At 45.5% G+C, this 19,019-nt stretch carries 19 protein-coding genes; 11 read left to right on the top strand and 8 right to left on the bottom strand.

The features are described 5' to 3' along the window. Nucleotides 1-19 precede the first annotated feature (19 nt). The 8 genes from hutG to ACTXGK_RS18635 all read left to right on the top strand — a co-directional run bounded on the left by hutG (nt 20) and on the right by ACTXGK_RS18635 (nt 6,921). Nucleotides 20-1,051 (top strand): formimidoylglutamase, encoded by a 1,032-nt coding sequence (gene hutG / locus ACTXGK_RS18670; protein ID WP_443515661.1) that lies wholly within the window; start codon nt 20-22, stop codon nt 1,049-1,051. Between the two features lie 62 nt (nt 1,052-1,113). Beyond that, nucleotides 1,114-2,439 carry an imidazolonepropionase gene (gene hutI, locus ACTXGK_RS18665; RefSeq protein ID WP_443515663.1) on the top strand — a complete coding sequence of 442 codons (1,326 nt, stop codon included), beginning with the start codon at nt 1,114-1,116 and terminating at the stop codon, nt 2,437-2,439. Between the two features lie 243 nt (nt 2,440-2,682). Then, on the top strand, nt 2,683-3,045 hold the full coding sequence (locus ACTXGK_RS18660; protein ID WP_040641606.1) for a roadblock/LC7 domain-containing protein: 363 nt from the start codon (nt 2,683-2,685) through the stop codon (nt 3,043-3,045). Between the two features lie 189 nt (nt 3,046-3,234). Further along, complete coding sequence (locus tag ACTXGK_RS18655; protein ID WP_443515665.1) at nt 3,235-3,729, top strand: PAS domain-containing protein; 495 nt, start codon at nt 3,235-3,237, stop codon at nt 3,727-3,729. A gap of 3 nt (nt 3,730-3,732) precedes the next feature. Then, nucleotides 3,733-4,482: a PhnD/SsuA/transferrin family substrate-binding protein gene (locus ACTXGK_RS18650; RefSeq protein ID WP_443515667.1), complete on the top strand. Its 750-nt coding sequence runs from the start codon at nt 3,733-3,735 to the stop codon at nt 4,480-4,482. A gap of 99 nt (nt 4,483-4,581) precedes the next feature. Next, nucleotides 4,582-5,211 carry a hypothetical protein gene (locus ACTXGK_RS18645; protein ID WP_201599567.1) on the top strand — a complete coding sequence of 210 codons (630 nt, stop codon included), beginning with the start codon at nt 4,582-4,584 and terminating at the stop codon, nt 5,209-5,211. 62 nt (nt 5,212-5,273) lie between these two features. Then, nucleotides 5,274-5,888: a hypothetical protein gene (locus tag ACTXGK_RS18640; protein WP_201599568.1), complete on the top strand. Its 615-nt coding sequence runs from the start codon at nt 5,274-5,276 to the stop codon at nt 5,886-5,888. A 364-nt stretch (nt 5,889-6,252) separates the two neighbouring features. Further along, the gene (locus ACTXGK_RS18635) at nt 6,253-6,921 is read left to right on the top strand and encodes a class I SAM-dependent methyltransferase (protein WP_443515670.1); all 669 of its coding nucleotides are present in this window, start codon (nt 6,253-6,255) and stop codon (nt 6,919-6,921) included. Between the two features lie 27 nt (nt 6,922-6,948). On the opposite strand, the gene ACTXGK_RS18630 is transcribed toward ACTXGK_RS18635, so the two are convergent. From ACTXGK_RS18630 to nfsB, 7 genes are all read right to left on the bottom strand, one after another. Next, complete coding sequence (locus ACTXGK_RS18630; RefSeq protein WP_443516025.1) at nt 6,949-7,509, bottom strand: GNAT family N-acetyltransferase; 561 nt, start codon at nt 7,507-7,509, stop codon at nt 6,949-6,951. 34 nt (nt 7,510-7,543) lie between these two features. Next, nucleotides 7,544-8,293, bottom strand: coding sequence for a nucleotidyltransferase family protein (locus ACTXGK_RS18625; protein WP_443515672.1), 750 nt, complete (start codon nt 8,291-8,293; stop codon nt 7,544-7,546). Then, entirely contained in the window at nt 8,290-9,591 is a 1,302-nt protein-coding gene (locus tag ACTXGK_RS18620) for an XdhC family protein (protein WP_443515674.1), read from the bottom strand. The genes ACTXGK_RS18625 and ACTXGK_RS18620 overlap by 4 nt, the downstream gene beginning before the upstream one ends. 124 nt (nt 9,592-9,715) lie before the next feature. Beyond that, the gene (locus tag ACTXGK_RS18615; RefSeq protein WP_443515676.1) at nt 9,716-12,016 is read right to left on the bottom strand and encodes a molybdopterin cofactor-binding domain-containing protein; all 2,301 of its coding nucleotides are present in this window, start codon (nt 12,014-12,016) and stop codon (nt 9,716-9,718) included. Between the two features lie 2 nt (nt 12,017-12,018). Next, nucleotides 12,019-13,011, bottom strand: a complete 993-nt coding sequence (locus tag ACTXGK_RS18610) for an FAD binding domain-containing protein (protein WP_443515678.1) — start codon at nt 13,009-13,011, stop codon at nt 12,019-12,021. Next, nucleotides 13,008-13,679, bottom strand: coding sequence for a 2Fe-2S iron-sulfur cluster-binding protein (locus ACTXGK_RS18605; RefSeq protein WP_443515679.1), 672 nt, complete (start codon nt 13,677-13,679; stop codon nt 13,008-13,010). Before ACTXGK_RS18605 ends, ACTXGK_RS18610 begins: the two co-directional genes overlap by 4 nt. A gap of 418 nt (nt 13,680-14,097) precedes the next feature. Continuing rightward, complete coding sequence (nfsB, locus tag ACTXGK_RS18600) at nt 14,098-14,754, bottom strand: oxygen-insensitive NAD(P)H nitroreductase (RefSeq protein WP_443515680.1); 657 nt, start codon at nt 14,752-14,754, stop codon at nt 14,098-14,100. 399 nt (nt 14,755-15,153) lie between these two features. On the opposite strand from nfsB, the gene ACTXGK_RS18595 reads away from it, so the two are divergent. Both ACTXGK_RS18595 and ACTXGK_RS18590 read left to right on the top strand, forming a co-directional pair. Continuing rightward, a complete protein-coding gene (locus ACTXGK_RS18595; RefSeq protein WP_443515681.1) occupies nt 15,154-15,807 on the top strand; it encodes a DsbA family oxidoreductase in 654 nt (217 codons plus the stop codon). Nucleotides 15,808-15,851: 44 nt separating this feature from the next. Next, the gene (locus tag ACTXGK_RS18590) at nt 15,852-16,547 is read left to right on the top strand and encodes a haloacid dehalogenase type II (RefSeq protein ID WP_443515683.1); all 696 of its coding nucleotides are present in this window, start codon (nt 15,852-15,854) and stop codon (nt 16,545-16,547) included. 152 nt (nt 16,548-16,699) lie between these two features. Here ACTXGK_RS18590 and ACTXGK_RS18585 read toward each other — a convergent pair whose 3' ends face one another. Next, on the bottom strand, nt 16,700-17,824 hold the full coding sequence (locus tag ACTXGK_RS18585) for an S-(hydroxymethyl)glutathione dehydrogenase/class III alcohol dehydrogenase (RefSeq protein ID WP_238038091.1): 1,125 nt from the start codon (nt 17,822-17,824) through the stop codon (nt 16,700-16,702). Between the two features lie 315 nt (nt 17,825-18,139). On the opposite strand from ACTXGK_RS18585, the gene ACTXGK_RS18580 reads away from it, so the two are divergent. Continuing rightward, the gene (locus tag ACTXGK_RS18580) at nt 18,140-19,006 is read left to right on the top strand and encodes a LysR family transcriptional regulator (protein ID WP_443515684.1); all 867 of its coding nucleotides are present in this window, start codon (nt 18,140-18,142) and stop codon (nt 19,004-19,006) included. Nucleotides 19,007-19,019: the final 13 nt, after the last annotated feature.

Below are 19,019 nucleotides of genomic sequence, written 5' to 3'. Positions count from 1 at the left end.
AACTGGTTAAAGGAGAGCAATGATGACAGTAGCAACCACACCCATTAGCCATACAGGCGCTGATATGACTCAGTGGACAGGCCGTGCTGAGCCGTTTGAGACTATGCGTGCCCGCTATTGGTATCAGATAGCCCAGCCTTATCAGAATCAGCAGATTGGCCTAATCGGTTTTGCGTGTGATCAAGGTGTCAGACGCAATCAAGGGCGCGTGGGTGCAAGAGCCGCACCGCCATTGATTCGACGGGCGTTCGCTGCATTGCCAGTCATTGCTGAGTTGCAACAACGCTTTAATGATCAACTACCATCCTTACTTGGTGATGCTGGTGATATTCACTGTCATGACAACGATGGCTTTGCCGAGCGTACCCTTGAGCAAGCTCAGATCAAATACGCCGATGCAGTCAGCACTATCGTCAAGCAAGGTGGTCTACCCATCGGATTGGGCGGTGGTCATGCCATCGCTTATGGAAGTTTTTTGGGATTGTGGCAGGCCTTAGAAAATACCAGCGAAGCAAATGCCACTCCTACTATCGGAATTATTAATTTTGACGCGCATTTGGATATTCGTCAGTCTGATGTAGCGACTTCTGGGACACCGTTTCGTCAAATTGCTGAATATCTTGACGCACACGATCAGCCCTTTCATTATTGCTGTATAGGCGTCAGTCGCTTTTCTAATACTGCCGCGCTCTTTGATCGTGCTGAGCAATTAGGCGTACAGGTCATTAGCGATGAAGACTGTCACTATCAGCCTTGGGACACACTTTCTGAGCAAGTAAAGCGCTTCATCGATCAGGTCGATATTATTTATCTCACCATCGATATGGATTGCCTACCCTCTAGCGTTGTCCCAGGTGTGAGTGCGCCTGCTGCCTTTGGTATTGAGCTTGGTTTTGTCGAGCGTATGGTCAAGCTGATTATGTCATCAGGTAAAGTGAAAATTGCCGATATTGCTGAGATCAACCCGACCTTTGATGTTGATATTCGTAGCTGCAAAGTTGCTGCTCGACTGCTGGCAACCATAGTAGAACAACACTTACTTGTCACTTAAATCTTACGAACAAAGGTCTTACAAACAAAGATCGCTCGCCTCCCAATCATTAGGAGCATACTATGAATGAATCAGAGAATTTTAATGAGCAGACGCTCGACGAATCTACTATGACATCGTTTGATCAACTCATTATCAATGCCAACATTGCAACGTTTTCAGCGCACTATGGTTTTGGTATTTATGCCGATAATCAAGCTAATAGCATCCCTTACGGACAACTACTAAATGCGTCCATCGGTATTAAAAACGGAAAAATCGCTTGGGTTGGCACACACGATCAAATTACTGCTCATTTATCTAAATATCAAGATAGCCAAATCACGGATGTAAATGGTAAATGGATAACGCCCGGACTCATCGATTGCCATACGCACATTGTCTATGGTGGCAACCGCAGCAATGAATTCGAAGCGCGTTTGCAAGGTGCCAGTTATCAAGACATCGCTGCACAAGGTGGCGGTATTGTCGCGACCGTTAGCGCGACACGTACTGCCAGTATTGAATCGCTATTTGCTCAAAGTGAAAAACGTCTAGTCGCGCTAATGAAAGAAGGCGTCACCAGCATCGAAATCAAATCGGGCTATGGTTTGGACTTAGACACTGAGCGCAAAATGCTCACGGTCGCACGCCAGCTTAGCGAAAAGTATGACATTCATGTGAGTACCACTTATCTAGCAGCGCACGCCTTACCACCTGAATACAAGTCTCATATGCAGGACCGTGCGGACGACTATATTGAGCAAGTCTGCGAGTGGCTGCCGATTCTACATGCAGAAGGCTTAGTCGATGCGGTCGATGGTTTCTGTGAAAACATTGCGTTTAGTAGCGATCAGATTAGACGCGTTTTTGAAGTCGCGCGCTCCTTAGACCTGCCAGTCAAACTACACTCTGAGCAGTTATCTGATATCGGCGGTAGCGCTTTAGTTGCCGAATACAAAGGGCTATCTAGCGACCATCTAGAACACTTATCAGAAGAAGACATCAAAAAAATGGCTGCTAGTAATACGGTTGCGGTGATATTGCCCGGCGCGTTTTATACGTTACGTGATACCAAGCTGCCACCGATTGAGGCACTGCGCACGCATCGCGTCCCGATGGCGATTTCGACCGATTGTAACCCCGGCACCTCACCCTTAACGTCGCTGTTATTGACGATGAATATGGGCTGTACGCTTTTTTACCTCACCCCTGAAGAAGTATTGGCAGGATCAACGGTTTATGCGGCGCAGGCTTTGGGGCTACCTAATAAAGGCAAAATCGAAGTGGGCTGTGATGCCGATTTGGCGTTATGGGATATTGCCCGCCCTGCTGACTTGGCCTATCAGATGGGGCTGAACCCTATCCAAGGCATTATGGTTCAAGGACGATGGAGCGAGACCATATAATCAATACACTTTTATCTATCTCAATTAAGAAGCCCCAGTCACCCAATGACTGGGGCTTTTTTTGGTAAAAATATTAAGAAATTTATGAAACTAATGAAAAAATCTTTATAACCTTAGTTTAAATAGGGATTTACTATATCAATATTTTTAGTAAGGATTTATAATACCCTTTTTTAAACAGGGTTATTTTTGGCTAACTATAGTTCATAAATAAAAATTAACACACAGTATAGAGAAAGCGATATGCGTACAGATTCATTTCAACAGATATTGGAAGACTTAAACAGCTCATCAGCAGATGTTGAAGCATCTGCCCTAATCTCTAACGATGGTCTGATGATTGCTTCAGCTCTACCAACCGGCGTTGATGAAGACCGTGTTGGGGCGATGTCAGCAGCACTATTATCACTAGGCGACCGTGCAGGCCGCGAATTGGCACGCGGCAGTATCGATCGCATCATGATTCAGGGCGAAAAAGGCTATGTGATCATGACTTCATCAGGCGAAGAAGCAGTGCTCACCATCATGGCAAAGCCCAATGCCAAGCTTGGCTTGATATTCTTAGACATCAAGCGTGCTTCAGAAGCCCTTGCAAAACTCATTTGATTGGTAGCTTTAGCTTTTGATAAGCACCTTATCTATTCGCTTTTTAATTATTATAAACATAGTCGGTTCAATATGATTTGGATACAAGCAAGCCAAGTGAAAGCCCTATAAGTAGTAGACTAAGCAAGGCTGACACCGTATCCAATTGATAGAGGATTGACGACATAACGACTAATAAAGGAGATGACCATGGGTTCTCCAATCCCTGATGCACACAAGCCTGAACTGCCTGCTGAGCAAATCACCCTAACCTATTATGATGGAACGTCACGAACTGTCTACGATACAGGAATAGAACGCCCTTATCCCGACGGCAAATTGATTGTCTCGCGTACCGATTTAGACGGTATTATTACTCACGTCAACGATGCCTTTGTCGAGATTAGTGGCTATAGCGTTGATGAGCTCATCGGTCAACCGCAATCTATCTTGCGCCACCCTGATATGCCAAAAGCCGCCTATAAAGACCTATGGGATACCGCTGAGTCTGGACAAAAATGGCATGGTTACGTCAAAAACTTATGCAAAGACGGTAGTCATTATTGGGTATATGCCACTGTCGTGCCCAATGTTCGCCGCGGCGAAACCGTTGGCTACACCTCAGTACGCCGTAAGCCATCACGCAGCAAAATTGAAGCGGCGCTGGCTCAGTACGCTCAAATGAAACAACATGAGGAAGGCTAAATCATGACGACACACAATATGTTAATCGCCCCTGATTTTTCGCCTGAGCGCTTTGCTGGCTGGCACATGTTTAATACGTTGATACAAAAACGTGCCAACCTCAACATGCACCTCAATATTCCAGCATCACATGCTGAGCAAGAAGCATTGATTGAGGCAGGTGATATTCAAATTATCTACGCCAACCCTTTTGATGCAGCCGCCCTGATACGCGAGCAAGGCTACCGAGCCATTGCACGCCCCATCGGTAAATCCGATGAGATGGTCATTGCAGCAGCAGACGATAGCAACATAAACTGCTTAGAAGATATCTATGCGGGTGCAACTGTGGCGATGGCAGACAACCGCGACGTCAAGCTGATTGGTTTACGTTTACTAGAAGCTGTCGATATAGAAGAATCTGATCTTAATTGGGATGTGACTGAGACCTATCAGGCAGCGGCCCGCAAAGTGATCAAAGGCGATGCCCAAGCGGCTTTTTTCTTAGCGGAAATCTTTCACAGCTTCTCGCGCTTAACCAAAGCTCAGCTATCGGTACTGATTGAGAGTGATTTGGCAGATATTAGCCATGTCCTGCTCATTAAAGAAGACTTTCCAGATGCGCAACTCTTTATAGATGCGATTCTTGATTTGCATAGCGATGACGATGGCAAAGAAGCCTTGACTGAGCTTGGTATGCCGCAAGGATTTGAGGCGATGAGTGAAGAAGATGCTGAATTCATGATTGATTTGATGCAGACGTTATTGGACTGATCGCTTATCAGCTTTATTGATATCGCACTTCGTTTTACGGAATTAGGCTGTGGCTTGTTGCGCTTATTGCCATCACGGCTATGATACAAGGATACTATGATGTCTGATGCAGACCTGATCAAAGAAAATGAGAAAGTCGCGCACCGAGTATTTCGACTTTACTCGCGCAAGGTGTTTTTGGCACCCAATAACCGTCACTTTCACGAGCAGCGCATCAACGCCGCCTTACTGATGACTGAAAAAGAGCCGTTACAAGGCGCTGTAGCGGACTTTTTCTATGGTTGCTGGTTTGATATTCCGTACGATGTCAATAATCTATTTACGCGTATTAAGGATCGCTTGTACCCTGATGCCCAGCAAGGGTTTCGCGATTGTATTGATAAAAAAAGCTACATTCAGCGCAACAGTATGCTCGCCACTCGCTGGAGTGTACTGGTATCACCGTCGCTCAATGAGCAAAAACAACGACTGCGTATCAGTAGCGATGATGCCAAAGAAATCGCTAAAGACATCACAAGCGAGTTGATGCAAGCACGTGCTAGCCAAGACTGGGGAACCATTGAGCAAATTGAAAATGAGTTTTTTGCCTATTGTACAGCGCGCAATGATCGTCTGGCATTTTCCTTAGTATGGTTTAGCTTGGGCAAGCGTGATTGGCAGTTTGATAAGCGCTGGGACAATTGCCAACAGCATCTTGATCAAACCATTAGACCTTCTACTACACGATAGATCATCATTCGTTTATAACCTTAAATATTTTTTATCACCCTTTCATCACTACGGTAGCCGCTATGTCCTCTTACTTGAATGCTGATAAAACCTATCTAACCTTAACGCCCGCTGGTATTTTTGAGGCGTTTTCACAAAATGAGCCGACTGACGAGCAGTTGGCGCTACAAGATTTATTGTCTTATGGGCAGACGCTACTCGCCGCTGATTGGTTGCAGCGTTATTCTGATATATGGCTACAAAGCTTTATCGAGCAAGGCTGGATTGAAAAATTGTCTTTGCTTTTGCCAGCGCCCAATCTACCATTGGATCAGTTTTTGCCTTACGTAGTCGCGAGCTTATCTGGTAAACGCCGTGCCGCAATTGGCTCTGATGAAGGGTTTTGTCTGGCACGGATTGGCTACAGTCAAGAAGAAGCGGACATGCTCAGTGTCGCTGCTGCTGATTTTTCAGGCTTTATGCTTCGCCAAAAACAACGCGGCTGGGCAGTAGAGAGTCAAGCGATCTCGTTTTTTCAGCAGGTCGACTTACTTATTCCTGAAACCAGCTTTGTGTTTTTATGGATTGATGGCGCGGGCTATGTGCTCATCATTGATGGCGAACCCTTGACCAACAGTCGCGCCTTTGTAGAGCTGGTATGGGCACTCAAGACATCTGGTCTAAAGTTTCTTAGTTGATGGAGTTAAGCCATTACTCAACACAAATCCTTTATACCATAGCAATATAAGTGCGCTTGTCTTAGGTCGAACGCACTTTCCTCTCTTATAACCATCCGCTTCTTAATGACTTTCCTTTCTAGTGCTGGACGATTTTGCGCAGCAATAACAATACCTTCAGAATTAACAATAACTTGTCAATATTTGATGCATACTCTTCGCACGCTTATCTTGTTGCCGATTAAATTTCTGCAAGATATCAGCTTCTACAAAATCGAGTTTATACCATTTCAAAGATTTAAATTATCGCCTCCAACGTCCTACCTCATCGACAGTGGCAACCTTTGCCAAACCTTGCATTCTTGCTTATTTTTTAGGACAGTTTATGACTTCGCTGACCACCGTGCGCGTGCGCTATCAAACGATCGAAATTGGCAATACTGACATTCATGTTTGCACCCTGCGTGACAATCAGCAATTTAGCGACCCTGATGATGAGGCGTTAAATTTGGGCATTTGCTCGGCGTCTTGGCCGATGTTTGGCGTCATATGGCCATCAAGCTTGGTGCTTGCCAATCATATGCTCGATTACGATATCGCGAGTAAACGGATTTTGGAAGTGGGCTGCGGCATGGCGCTATCGAGTCTGCTGCTCAATCATAGACATGCTGATATCACAGCGACTGACTATCATCCAACGGTTGAGTATTTCCTTGATAGAAATACCACGCTGAATAATAACAAAGAGATTAATTTTGAGCGTTTAGACTGGTCAGAGGACAATAGCCATCTTGGCAAATTTGATATCATTATCGGCAGTGACTTACTCTATGAAGACCAGCACATCGATATATTGGCGGAATTCATCGAGCGTCATGCGCTGCCAACCTGTGAAGTCATCGTAGTCGATCCTGGTCGCGGCCGCAAAAACAAGCTGACGAATAAAATGATCGAGTTTGGCTTTAGCAGTAAGCATGTCAAACCTGAAAATACGACTTATCTAGAGTTGCCGTTCAAAGGGCATATTTTGACGTTTTCAAGATCGGCCGTATAAGATAAATAGTCAGATACATAGAGTCCGTTATGCGCTAAGGGCTTGCCACTGCTGCCGTGTAATCTTGTACAGGACATGCTCAGCAAGTGGGTGCTTGGCATCAAGCATAGGATGATAAAAATTGTCTTGCGTATCAGTCATACCAAGACGCTGCATAAGCTTTTGCGAGCGCTTATTAATAACGGCAGTAAAGGCAACGACTTCGCTAAGTTCTAAAACATCAAAAGCATAGCGCAAAGCTGCCTGTGCGGCCTCGGTCGCATATCCTAATCCCCAATAATCATTGTGCAATCGCCAACCAATCTCAACAGCAGGAGAAAACGGCATGTTGGCATGCGCGTTATTTAACCCAACCATACCGATAAAGTCATCGTTTTTATTTGAGCCGCCTTTGCGACTTACCGCCCAAAACCCCCAACCATTATCCTCAATCAGCGTCTGGCATTTTTTGGCGATAGTATTACTCATGGAAGTGGTTAATAGTTTGGGAAAGTATTCCATCACTTTAGGATTGGCATTCATCTTAGCAAATGGCGCAAAGTCGCTCGCTTGCCACTGTCTTAGGTACAGTCGTTCGGTTTCTATCATGCTTATCATATCGGTCGCTTAGTACTCACTATCATTAAAATTTCTTATCAAGCCAGCCTTGCTGTTTGGCATAGGTTAGCTGCTCGGGCGTATCAATATCATAGGTAAGACTATCGTTGATAACTGTATCTATTTGATCGGCTGGTAACCCTCTAATCAGATGCCGTAGCCCTTTATCGCCCATCAATGCCGCTTTCCACTGTCTAAGCAGCTTATAATTGATCACCAAAGGCAGACCGATAATATCGCTTCGAGGCTTACTGGTAGTAGCGCCTTTGTTTGATACTACTTCATCCAAATTTTGGTAGTTTTCTAGATCTTGCCAGCTATGCCAACTATAATAGCGACTTGCCACTACAGACTGTTCACCAGCCAATAAAGCCGTTAAATGTGACTCATCTAGTAGAATTTGATCAACCCCCATGATAAGCACGCGCTCGATTAACGCAGTGTCAATACCAGCGATGGCCTCAATACCCAAACGCAAACTGTCCGCCATACCTGTCTCAGGTTTTGGATTTACTACCGTTCGAACCGTTGGATATTGCACAGCTAACTCTACAACTGCATTGGCTATCGAACGATGATTATCAGGTATGATGACGATGACGACCTGCGGATTGGTATTTAATGCTAATCGCGCCATGTGCACGATTAATGGCTCGCCATTTTTAACGAGTAGCTGCTTAGGTTGACCGAGTCGCTGACTGAGGCCACTTGCCAATACGATGGCCGCATGATTTTGCACCTGTCTGTCCTTGTCTTCTAAGACGATACTACTCATACGGTACTCGGCACAATATCAGCATCCATATTACCGACGCTTGCTGCCAAATTCGAGACCCCACTGTGAGATCCTTCTACTGATGCAGTTTGATCGTGCATGACTGCATTTATCTGTGCCATGATGCCAAGTGCGAGTGCTTCAGGGCCATCTCCACCCAGCTTATAGCCAATCGGATAGTGTAGTTTTTGAACGCCAGCATCCAAGATAGCAGGATGATCCATGTTGGCGCTTATCTCATTGATCAAGCGTTCGGTACGATAGCGCGGCCCCAATTGTCCTAAATATCTATAATTTTGCGCATGTGCTAGCAATATCGCCAAGCGAGCGCGGTCTTGGGTCAGACTATGTGACATCAGAGCGACCGCTGCATTATCACTCAGTTTTAGCAAGGTATCACTGTCCTCTAGAGATAATGACATGACGTTGTCTGCCTGAGGAAAACGCATACGCGTCGCATATTGCGTGCGACTGTCTATAACCGTCACATGCCAGTCTTGTAGCTTGGCCATCGTCACCAGTGGCATCACATCATTACCTGCGCCACAAATTAATAAACGCACCTGTGGTTGCAAGCGTTGTACGAGCCACTCGGTAGTTACCTCGTCCGTTTTTATGGTCATGTATTCGGTATTGCTCTCAGACAGCTTGTATTCTACTAACGCTTCTACGATATCGGCAATTATATTCGAAGGGTTTATTATCTCTTGTTCTAGTGAATTTTCCGAATTGTGATATTCCTCTAAATTGATGCGCATGCCTATTTGCAGCTCGGTGTTCTGACAACCGTTGGCGCGTATCAAAGTAGCGACCATAACTGGCTGCTGATGACGTCGCACCTGACGAATTAACTCTAAAAATGGTGCGGCTGTTGCCAGTCGTTCAAACAGCACATGCACACGTCCATTACAGCCAAGTCCAAAATTCAACTCATCGAAGTCTAGTCCATCCAAGTCTATGTCATCCAAGTCGTCTAGATCGTCATCTGTATCGCCAGCTTCTTTGTTGATCGCTACCTGCGCTTGACCATTTTCGGCATATTCAATGTCATCACCCGTCTGATAGACTTGCACATTGGCACCGTCACGCGTGAGCCAAAAGGCGCGTTTGATAATATGCGGCTCCAAGCAACCACCGCTAATCATACCAACTGAGCGACCATCTTCACAGATGAGCATCATCGCACCAGCACGGCGATATGCTGAGCCTTCTGTACGAACGACAGTGGCCAATACAGCATCAACACCTTGCTGCTTAGCCTCGCTTGCCAGCTTCAGAATGTCAGCGACTTGATTCATAATGCCTCTTATTTAATAATTATTTTTTGATAATGAATTTTTTGATAGTACTAAAATATACTACCGACCCAGTTACAAAAACCCGCTCAGTAAGCGGGTTTTTGTTATACATAAGCTTATAAAATTACTCTGGCATCTCATAAAGTAGCTTGTCGAGCGTGATCGGGAAATCGTAAACACGGACGCCGACGGCATTATAGACAGCGTTGGCAATCGCGGCAGCAGCACCTGCAATAGCTGTCTCACCAATACCTTTGATATGCATTGGATTGGTATACGGATCATCCTCTTCTACCAATATAACCTCTAACTGCGGCACGTCTGCATTAACTGGTACATGGTACTCGGCAAGATCATGATTACAGAGGCGACCATCACGTTTGTCATGGATGATTTCTTCCATCAACGCCGAGCCAATACCGAACACCATGCCGCCATAGCACTGTGAGGTGGCTGTTTTGTGGTTAAGAATACGGCCAGCGGCAAATGCACCAGTCATGCGCTTGACACGAATTTCACCAGTCACTTTATGAACGGCGACCTCAGCGAAATTTGCCCCAAACGAAGACTGACGATATTTTTTGCCATTTTCACCCGGCTCTATCTTTCCTTTGGCACTGATGCTTTGTGCCTCATAGTCAGCAAGAACTTTGGTAAGCGTATGCTCATCTGTAGCTGACTCTTGGTCATCCATTTTCTTGATTTTTCCGCTATCAAATTGAATGGTATCAGCAGATAAACCAACTTTTTCGGCGAGCATCTCACGCAGTTGCTCACAAGCAAGGTAGATACTACTACCTACACTAGCAGCGCCCCAACTACCACCTGAGCCTGCCGCTTTTGGCAATGAGCTGTCACCCAGTTTCATCTCGATATGGTCAATGGGCAGCCCTAAAAGATCAGCAGCGACTTGAGAGAACACGGTGTAGGAGCCTGTACCAATATCTGTCATTCCAGTTTCGATAACTGCTTTGACACCAAGGTCTTTTGATTGATCTACTTGTAGCGTCGCACGTGCTTCAGAAGGCTGCAACTGATTACCACGTGCGGCGGCGGCCATGCCCGTTCCTATCCACCAATCACCTTCTAATTGACTGGCAGGCTTCGCGTTTCGCTCGTTCCAACCGAACTGCTCAGCGCCTTGCTCCATACATTCAATCAGCTTACGTGTCGAAAACGGAATGTCTTGGCTAGGGTCTTTTTCAGGCTCATTGCGGCGGCGCAACTCGATAGGATCGATACCCAACTGAGAGGCCAGCTCATCCATCGCACACTCAACGGCGATCATACCTACCGCTTCACCAGGCGCACGCATCGAGCCTGATAATAATTGGTTCATGTCTACCATTTCATAGTTTACACGGCGGTTTTTACCACTATATAAGTAATGCGTAGATAATGCGGTCGGCTCAAAGAACGCCTCTCCCGGCAAATTACTAGAAATAGTCTCTTGAATCAAGGTGTCGATAACGCCGTCATTATTAGCGCCAATAGCGATACGCTGACGCGTGTTTGAACGTCTGATCGTTGACTCCATCACTTGTGGACGAGTCATGGTAATCAATACTGGGCGACCAAGTTGTTTTGAGGCAATTGCCGCTGCGATAGATTCAGGAGAGATACCTAGTTTACTACCGAAACCCCCACCCACATAATACGCGATGAGCTGAACTTGATCTTCGCCTAAGTCCAAAGCATCCATAATTTGCGCTTTACAAGAAGCAAGCATTTGGTTGGCTGTATAGAGAATGAGCTTGTCATCTTCCCAGTGTGCCAATGTCACATGTGGCTCCATAGCCGCGCTGTTTTGGCTTGGGGTATGGTAAAAGCGATCGACCGTCACCTCAGCATCGGCCAAGCCTTGTTCTGGGTCACCTTGGATATAGTTTTTATCAGAGCCTTTTTCTTCATCTACCGCATGGGCGTTTGATAACTCTTTGGTAAAATTCAGTGCCGCTTGGTCCGTCTCGTCCGTATAGGTGACCTTAAGCGCCTTTGCACCTTCTGTCGCTGCTTCAAATGTCTCAGCAATGACCACAGCGATAGGTTGACCATGATAAAGAATGTCAGTCACCCCTTGTGCTGGTGCTTCTTGTGCGCCGCCTTGCTGAGGATTACGCAAAAAATGCTCAGGATCGGTCACAACCTTGATAATGTTGGGGATGCCCTTTAGAGAGTCGCTATCAATGTTCTCAACTTGACCTTTGGCAATGGTCGCGCCTACCAATACGCCATAGGCTTGATTGTCCAAGTGTATTTCGGCGCTATATTTTGCTTGACCGCTAACCTTTAGGGAACCATCAACACGGTTGATTGGCTTACCGACCAGTTTGCTTGCCGTCTTGCTAAATAAAGATTCGACAGGCGCATCCATGGTCAATTTTTTGGTCGGTTCTGATTGGGTGATTGATTCAAATAATGCCATGATTATGCTCCCTCGCCCGCTAATGCGCGCTGAATAACTTGTTTTAGTAGGCGACGCGTCAACGGTATTTTAAAGTCGTTTTGACCATTACCTTTGGCATCATGCAATAACAGATCGGCAGCCTGCGTGATAACATCGCCGTTGCCATCAGTATCTGTTAATAGTGCCTCAACCTCTTCATTACGCCATGGCTTGGTACCGATGCCGCCGAACGCCAACCGTACTGTCTTTAAGTTGCCATTGTCATCAGCATCGATGACTGCGGCACAAGATACCAATGCAAAGGCATAAGAAGCGCGATCGCGCACCTTGTCATAGGTGTGCATGCCCTTAATAGGGGCAGGTAGTACAACATGAGTAATCAGCTCGCCAGCTTCTAGCACGTTTTCGATATGCGGCGTGTCTTTTGGCAAGCAATAAAAATCTTTCACATCGATAGCGCGAGTCGACCCGTCCGCCTTCACTGTCTCTATCGTGGCATCCAGCAAACGCATAGCCACTGCCATATCAGATGGATGCTGAGAAATACAGGCATCGCTCGTGCCTAGAATAGCAAGCGTGCGGTTTTCACCGTTAATAGCAGGACAACCAGTCCCCGGTTCACGTTTGTTACAAGCGCTGTCTGTTTGATAAAAATAATAGCAACGAGTGCGCTGCAAGAAGTTGCCACCCGTCGTCGCTTTGTTACGTAGCTGACCAGTCGCCCCTGCCAAAATAGCTCGGGACAATACTGGATAATTGGCAATCACATCAGGATGCGCGGCCAGATCACTATTGGTCACAAGTGTACCAATACGCAAACCCCCATCAGCAGTCGTTTCTACTTGCTTTAAGTCAAGACGCGTAATATCGACGAGTTTGATCGGCGTCTCAATCTCTAATTTCATCAAGTCTAATAAGTTGGTACCACCTGCGATAAAAGAAGCATCGTCGGCGCTTGCAGATGTCGCGGCTTGCTCTGGTGCATCAGCACGGCTATATTCAAAGCGTTTCATGAGCGGCCTCCTGTTGTACCAGTTGCTGTTTTGTTATTTGCAATCTCATTATTTGATGAGTTTTTGCCAAGTTGCGTCTCGCTAGGTGGCGGTGACCAGATACCTGTCACGCTTGAGTTTTGTGCAGCATTGTCAGCTGTCTTGGATGTAGACGCTGATGCTTCATTCTCGAGCACTTGTGAGATGGCTTTGATGATATTAGGATAAGCAGAGCAACGGCAAATATTGCCACTCATACGCTCAGCAATTTCTTGTACCAGCAGGCTATCAGGATTCTGTAGATCGGTGCTCACATGACTTGGCCAATTCTGCTTTACTTCTTCTATCAATGCAGTCGCTGAACAGATTTGACCTGGTGTGCAATAACCACACTGAAAGGCATCGTTATCTTTGAACGCTTGTTGCAGCGCCGATAGTGAGTCCGGCATACCGATGCCTTCGATGGTCGTAATCTCATCACCATCATGCATGATGGCAAGTGTCAGACAGGAGTTGACCCGTCGTCCATTGATGAGCATGGTACAGGCCCCACATTGACCGTGGTCACAGCCTTTTTTGGGTCCGGTAATTTGTAAGTGCTGACGACAGACATCGAGCAATGTCGTACGGGCGTCAAGATTCTCGAGCTGATAATCCTGCTTATTGATTGTTAACGTCAAGGTAGACATGCTGGCTTCTCGCTGGCAGATGAATATAAGGTAGTGGTAAAACGCCTCGTTGTTACGGCGTCAATAAATTGATTATGTCTTATTGAGGACGATATTTTGTGTTAACTTTGTAGTTATTACAGTGTAGTTTTTAAACCGAGGCAGTACCTGAAAGTGAGCACCACCAATCGCTGTAGGCTAATTGATAATCATTTACTTCAATTAACCTAATCATCCGCTGCTAGCTAGTATTAATTGCTTTTAATTTATCAGCACTCAAATTCAGGCTATATGATTTAGCAATATGCTATGTGAAGTAGGCAATCTATTTTTTAGAAATAGGCAGTATGTTAAATAGATTTTAATAAAGAAAAGCCCCACAAACAGAAGTTTATAGGGCTATTATGAAGCTACTTTAGAATGATACTTTCAACTTAAACTAGGCCTTAGTAATGATTGTTTCTTCGTCAAATCGAGACTTAGGCAGGTCAGCATTAAAGTCGTTTTCACTACGATAGCCAAGCGAAACCATTGCGACCGCTGTATAGCCCTTACTACGTAAATCAAACTCTTCATCGAGTGCTTTTAAATCTGCGCCTTCCATTGGTACAGCATCGATACCCAAAGTCGCGGCGCCTAGGAGCAAAGCGCCCATATTGAGATACAACTGCTCTATCAACCAATGCGGCTCATCTTTTTGCTCATAACGACGGATATCCAAGAACATTTTACGCGTTTGATGCATTTGCTCTTTGAATTTTGGTTCTGCAAAGCGACCATCGGCATCTTCTTTGTCGAGCACGCCTTCTAAAAACTCGTCATCAGCATAGACCCGACTACAGAATACGATGACATGCGAGGCATCTTTTACTTTGGCATCATTGAATTCATACATGCCCTCAGTGCCTTTGGCGATTCGAGCTTTACCAGCTTCGTCATCAGCAATCACAAAATGCCAAGGTTGAATATTGGTGCTTGACGGACTGAGACGTAAGATATCTTTTAGACTCTGAAAGTCTTCTGCTGATATTTTTCTATTGGTATCAAATTCTTTGGTGCTGTAACGCCATCTCATCGCTTCAGTGATATTTTTCATATATGACCCCATAGTGAGTGTTAAGTTTTTATTGCTTATTAAATTATTAGTATTAGCATTATTTATAAATAATCATCGCTAATTTCAATGGAGCAACTTTAAATAAAAACTTATTTTGTGACCACGGCAGATTGGTTAAGTAATCACAGGTTTTGTTATCAATGCGTCAGTTGTTACACTGTTTTTGCAAAAATTCCGGCTATCCTACTGATAATAGTTACAATTGAGCTACCTAAGTGATAACGCAGACTGTGCAGACTACATTGTAATCACTCCCTCATTCTCTTAGTATTGACTGAGTTATGTTGCAGCGAGCAAATCCCTTTAGATAGCGCTGCCTGATATACCCATCTATGAAAATCTCAAATAAAATACAAATAATCATACCTGCGAGGATATATGAGCACATCAGAAAAACCACTCCGAATCGATATTGTCTCGGACGTTGTCTGCCCTTGGTGCGTCATCGGCTATCGCCAACTGGCAAAAGCCCTTGAGCAAACCAATACCGCACACACCATTCATTGGCATCCGTTTGAGTTAAACCCCAATATGCCAAGCGAGGGGCAAAACTTGCGTGAGCACATTATTGAAAAGTACGGCTCGACTAAAGAAGAATCAGATGCTAGCCGAGTCAGAATGAGAGAAGCAGGTCGCGAGGTTGGCTTTGAATTCAACTTCAATGACGACACACGCATGCACAATACATTTAATCTGCATCAGCTGCTGCATTTTGCAGACCAGCAAGGGCGTATGCATGAGCTAAAGCAAGCCTTGTTTGCGGCGCATTTTACCGATAATAGGAATATCTCTGATATCAACGTGCTTGCTGACATTGCAGCAGAGACTGGACTGGATCGTAGTGAGGCACAGGCAGTGCTAGAAGGTCAGTTCTTTGCAAAAGAAGTGCGAGCAGAAGAACAGCATTGGCAGCAGCAAGGTATCCAAAGCGTGCCGGCGATTATTTTCAACGAGCGCCATTTAGTCAGCGGTGCGCAAGGGGTTGAAAACTACGTCAGCATATTAGAGCAATTGGCGAATATGACTGACTAAACCGTCTGTCATTATAAAAATGTTATTTTATACAAGGATGCTTTATGTCTTCTGAACGCTTTCCTTCGATCATTGTATTTGATGTCAATGAGACGCTGCTCGATATCGACACGCTCACGCCTTTTTTTACGCGAGTGTTTGGTAAGCAGAACGTCTTACGTGAATGGTTTGCTCAGCTGGTGCTATACTCTCAAACCATGACGCTATCTGGCCTCTATACGCCTTTCGGTGAGATTGGCGTTGGCGCATTACAGATGATTGCAGATATCAGGCAAGTGACGCTGACAGAGTCTGATATCGATGAGTTTAAAGAAAGAATGAGTGCGTTGCCGGCGCATCCTGATGCAGCACCAGCCCTGACTCGTTTGCGCGATGCAGGATTTCGATTGGTCACACTAACCAACTCAGCGAGCAGTGCGTCTCCAACACCATTGGAGAAAGCCGGACTCAGTCAGTTCTTTGAGCAGCATTTTAGTGTTGAGACTGTTAGTAAGTTCAAGCCAGCACCTGAAACTTACCAAATGGTAGCCGATACGCTTGATGTTGATACGTCAGACTTATGTCTCGTTGCTTGTCATCTCTGGGATACCATCGGCGCACAAGCGGTAGGCTGTCGCGGTGCCTTTTTGACTCGCCCATATAACGAAATGCTTAGCGCACCAAATGTGCCAGTTCCCGATTTGATCGCATCAGATTTATCGACACTAGCAGATCAAATTATTAGTAAAAAGGATGGTTAATACCTGCATTTGCGAGATTGCTGTTAACACTATCTTCTAGCTTTCAAAAAACTATAGCGTAAAAAAAAGCTGCTTCAAAATTGAAGCAGCATTTTTATTATAGCGTCATCAGGTCAAAACCGTGATTTTGATATTGCTGTCAGTAACGACGTTTAGAAATTGACAACCGTACGGATGCTCTCGCCTTTATGCATTAAATCAAACGCTTCGTTCACGTCTTCTATTGGCATCGTGTGCGTGATAAAGTCTTGTAAAGGAATCTCACCCGCCAGATAGCGCTCGACATACCCTGGTAGTTCTGTACGACCTTTGACACCGCCAAATGCTGACCCTTTCCAGACTCGACCCGTTACCAACTGGAACGGACGAGTGGAGATTTCTTGTCCAGCACCAGCCACACCGATAATAACTGACTCGCCCCAACCTTTATGGCAGCACTCTAGCGCCGAACGCATGACATCGACGTTACCGATACATTCGAACGAATAATCAACACCGCCATCGGTCAGCTCAACGATGACTTCCTGAATCGGTTTGTCATAGTCTTTCGGGTTGATACAATCGGTTGCGCCCAGTTTTTTAGCTAACTCAAACTTGCTCTCGTTAATATCAATCGCAATGATACGGCTGGCTTTTGCCATCGCAGCACCGATGACTGCGGATAGTCCAATGCCGCCAAGACCAAAGATGGCAACCGTTGCACCCTCTTCGACTTTGGCAGTATTCATGACCGCGCCCATGCCCGTAGTCACGCCGCAACCAAGCAAGCAAACTTCTTCTAATGGCGCGTCTTTATTGACTTTAGCCAATGAAATCTCTGGTAAAACGGTGTACTCAGAAAACGTTGAGCAACCCATATAATGGTAAATTGGCTCGCCGTCTTTATAAAAACGCGTGGTACCATCTGGCATCAAGCCTTTACCTTGCGTCTCGCGTACTGCTGAGCAAAGATTGGTTTTGCCTGAACGGCACATTTTACAAACGCCGCACTCTGCCGTGTATAGCGGGATGACATGATCACCGACTTGTACGCTGGTCACACCTTCGCCGACTTGCTCAACGATACCGCCACCTTCATGACCCAAAATCGCTGGGAACACGCCTTCTGGGTCTTCACCAGATAAGGTAAACGCATCTGTGTGACACACGCCACTGGCCACGATTTTTACCAAGACTTCGCCTTTACGCGGTAGCATGACGTCCACTTCTTCGATAGATAGTGGCTGCTTTGGGCCCCAAGCGATGGCGGCTTTTGATTTGATAAATTTATCTGACATAGGAATCTCTCTTTTTGATTGTTATTGATGGATTGTGACGTAGCGTAAACTTAAAACGTCATTTACGCCCAATCATCCTTTTTGTTCAATATAATTCTTTTTGTTCAATAAGGTTATCTGCTCGTTTTAATAGTCACGATTTCTACGATTAAAACGGATAAAGATAGACTGAGCTTATCTTGCCTGCCCTCTGTAGGCAAGCTTTGATGACCATAAAGCAGCATCTACTTACATTGATACTAACCATTATATTTATTTCTGAGCGGATAACAATATGCTATATTTGCAAATATCTTTTACATATTGGTAATAATCATGCGCTGGGAAGGGATTAGTGAGTTTGTCTGTGTGGCAGAGTATGAGAGCTTTACGCGCGCTGCAAAAACGCTTGGCATCTCGACTGCGCAAGTCAGCCGCCAGATCAGCGCATTAGAGGAGCGACTGAATATAAAGCTGCTATATCGTACCACGCGCAAAGTCTCACTCACTGAAGAGGGCCGCGTGTTTTATCAGCATTGCCGCAGTGTGCTCGATGGTTTGGACGCGGCTGAGCAAGCGGTGAGCAATTTGCAATCAAAGCCTCAAGGTAGAATTAAACTGACCGCGCCTGTGACTTATGGCGAGCAGCAACTACTGCCGCTGATCAATGATTTTATGATGCAGTATCGCGATATCGAAGTGACCGCTTTTCTGAGCAATCAACAGATTGATTTGGTCGAGGGCGGCTATGATTTGGCCATTCGTATTGGCAAGTTGCGCGACTCCACGATGATGGCAAAAAAGCTTAGCCTGCGCACCAATTTTGTTTGTGCGACACCTGCTTATCTGCATCAATATGGTATGCCGCGCACGCTTGACGATCTCAGCCAGCACAACTGCTTACTAGGGACACGCGACTATTGGCATTTTGTCGAAAAAGGCACAGAAAAAAACCTGCGCGTCTCTGGTTCCATACAATATAACAGCGGCTATAGTCTGGTTGATGCGGCGCTAAAAGGGCTTGGTATCGTACAGTTGCCTGATTACTATGTACAAAAATATCTGGCATCTGGCGCGTTGGTGAGCTTACTTGATGACTATAGAGAGCCTGAAGAAAGCATCTGGGCCATCTACCCACACAACCGTCACTTATCCCCAAAAATCCGACTACTGGTTGATTATCTGGCTGAGCATCTGGTTTAGCGATCTATTCAGA

This window comes from Psychrobacter sp. T6-5 (genome assembly GCF_052258485.2).
Taxonomy (GTDB): domain Bacteria; phylum Pseudomonadota; class Gammaproteobacteria; order Pseudomonadales; family Moraxellaceae; genus Psychrobacter.
Note: the sequence above shows the minus strand (reverse complement) of the source record. Positions and strands in the feature narration are given on the sequence as shown.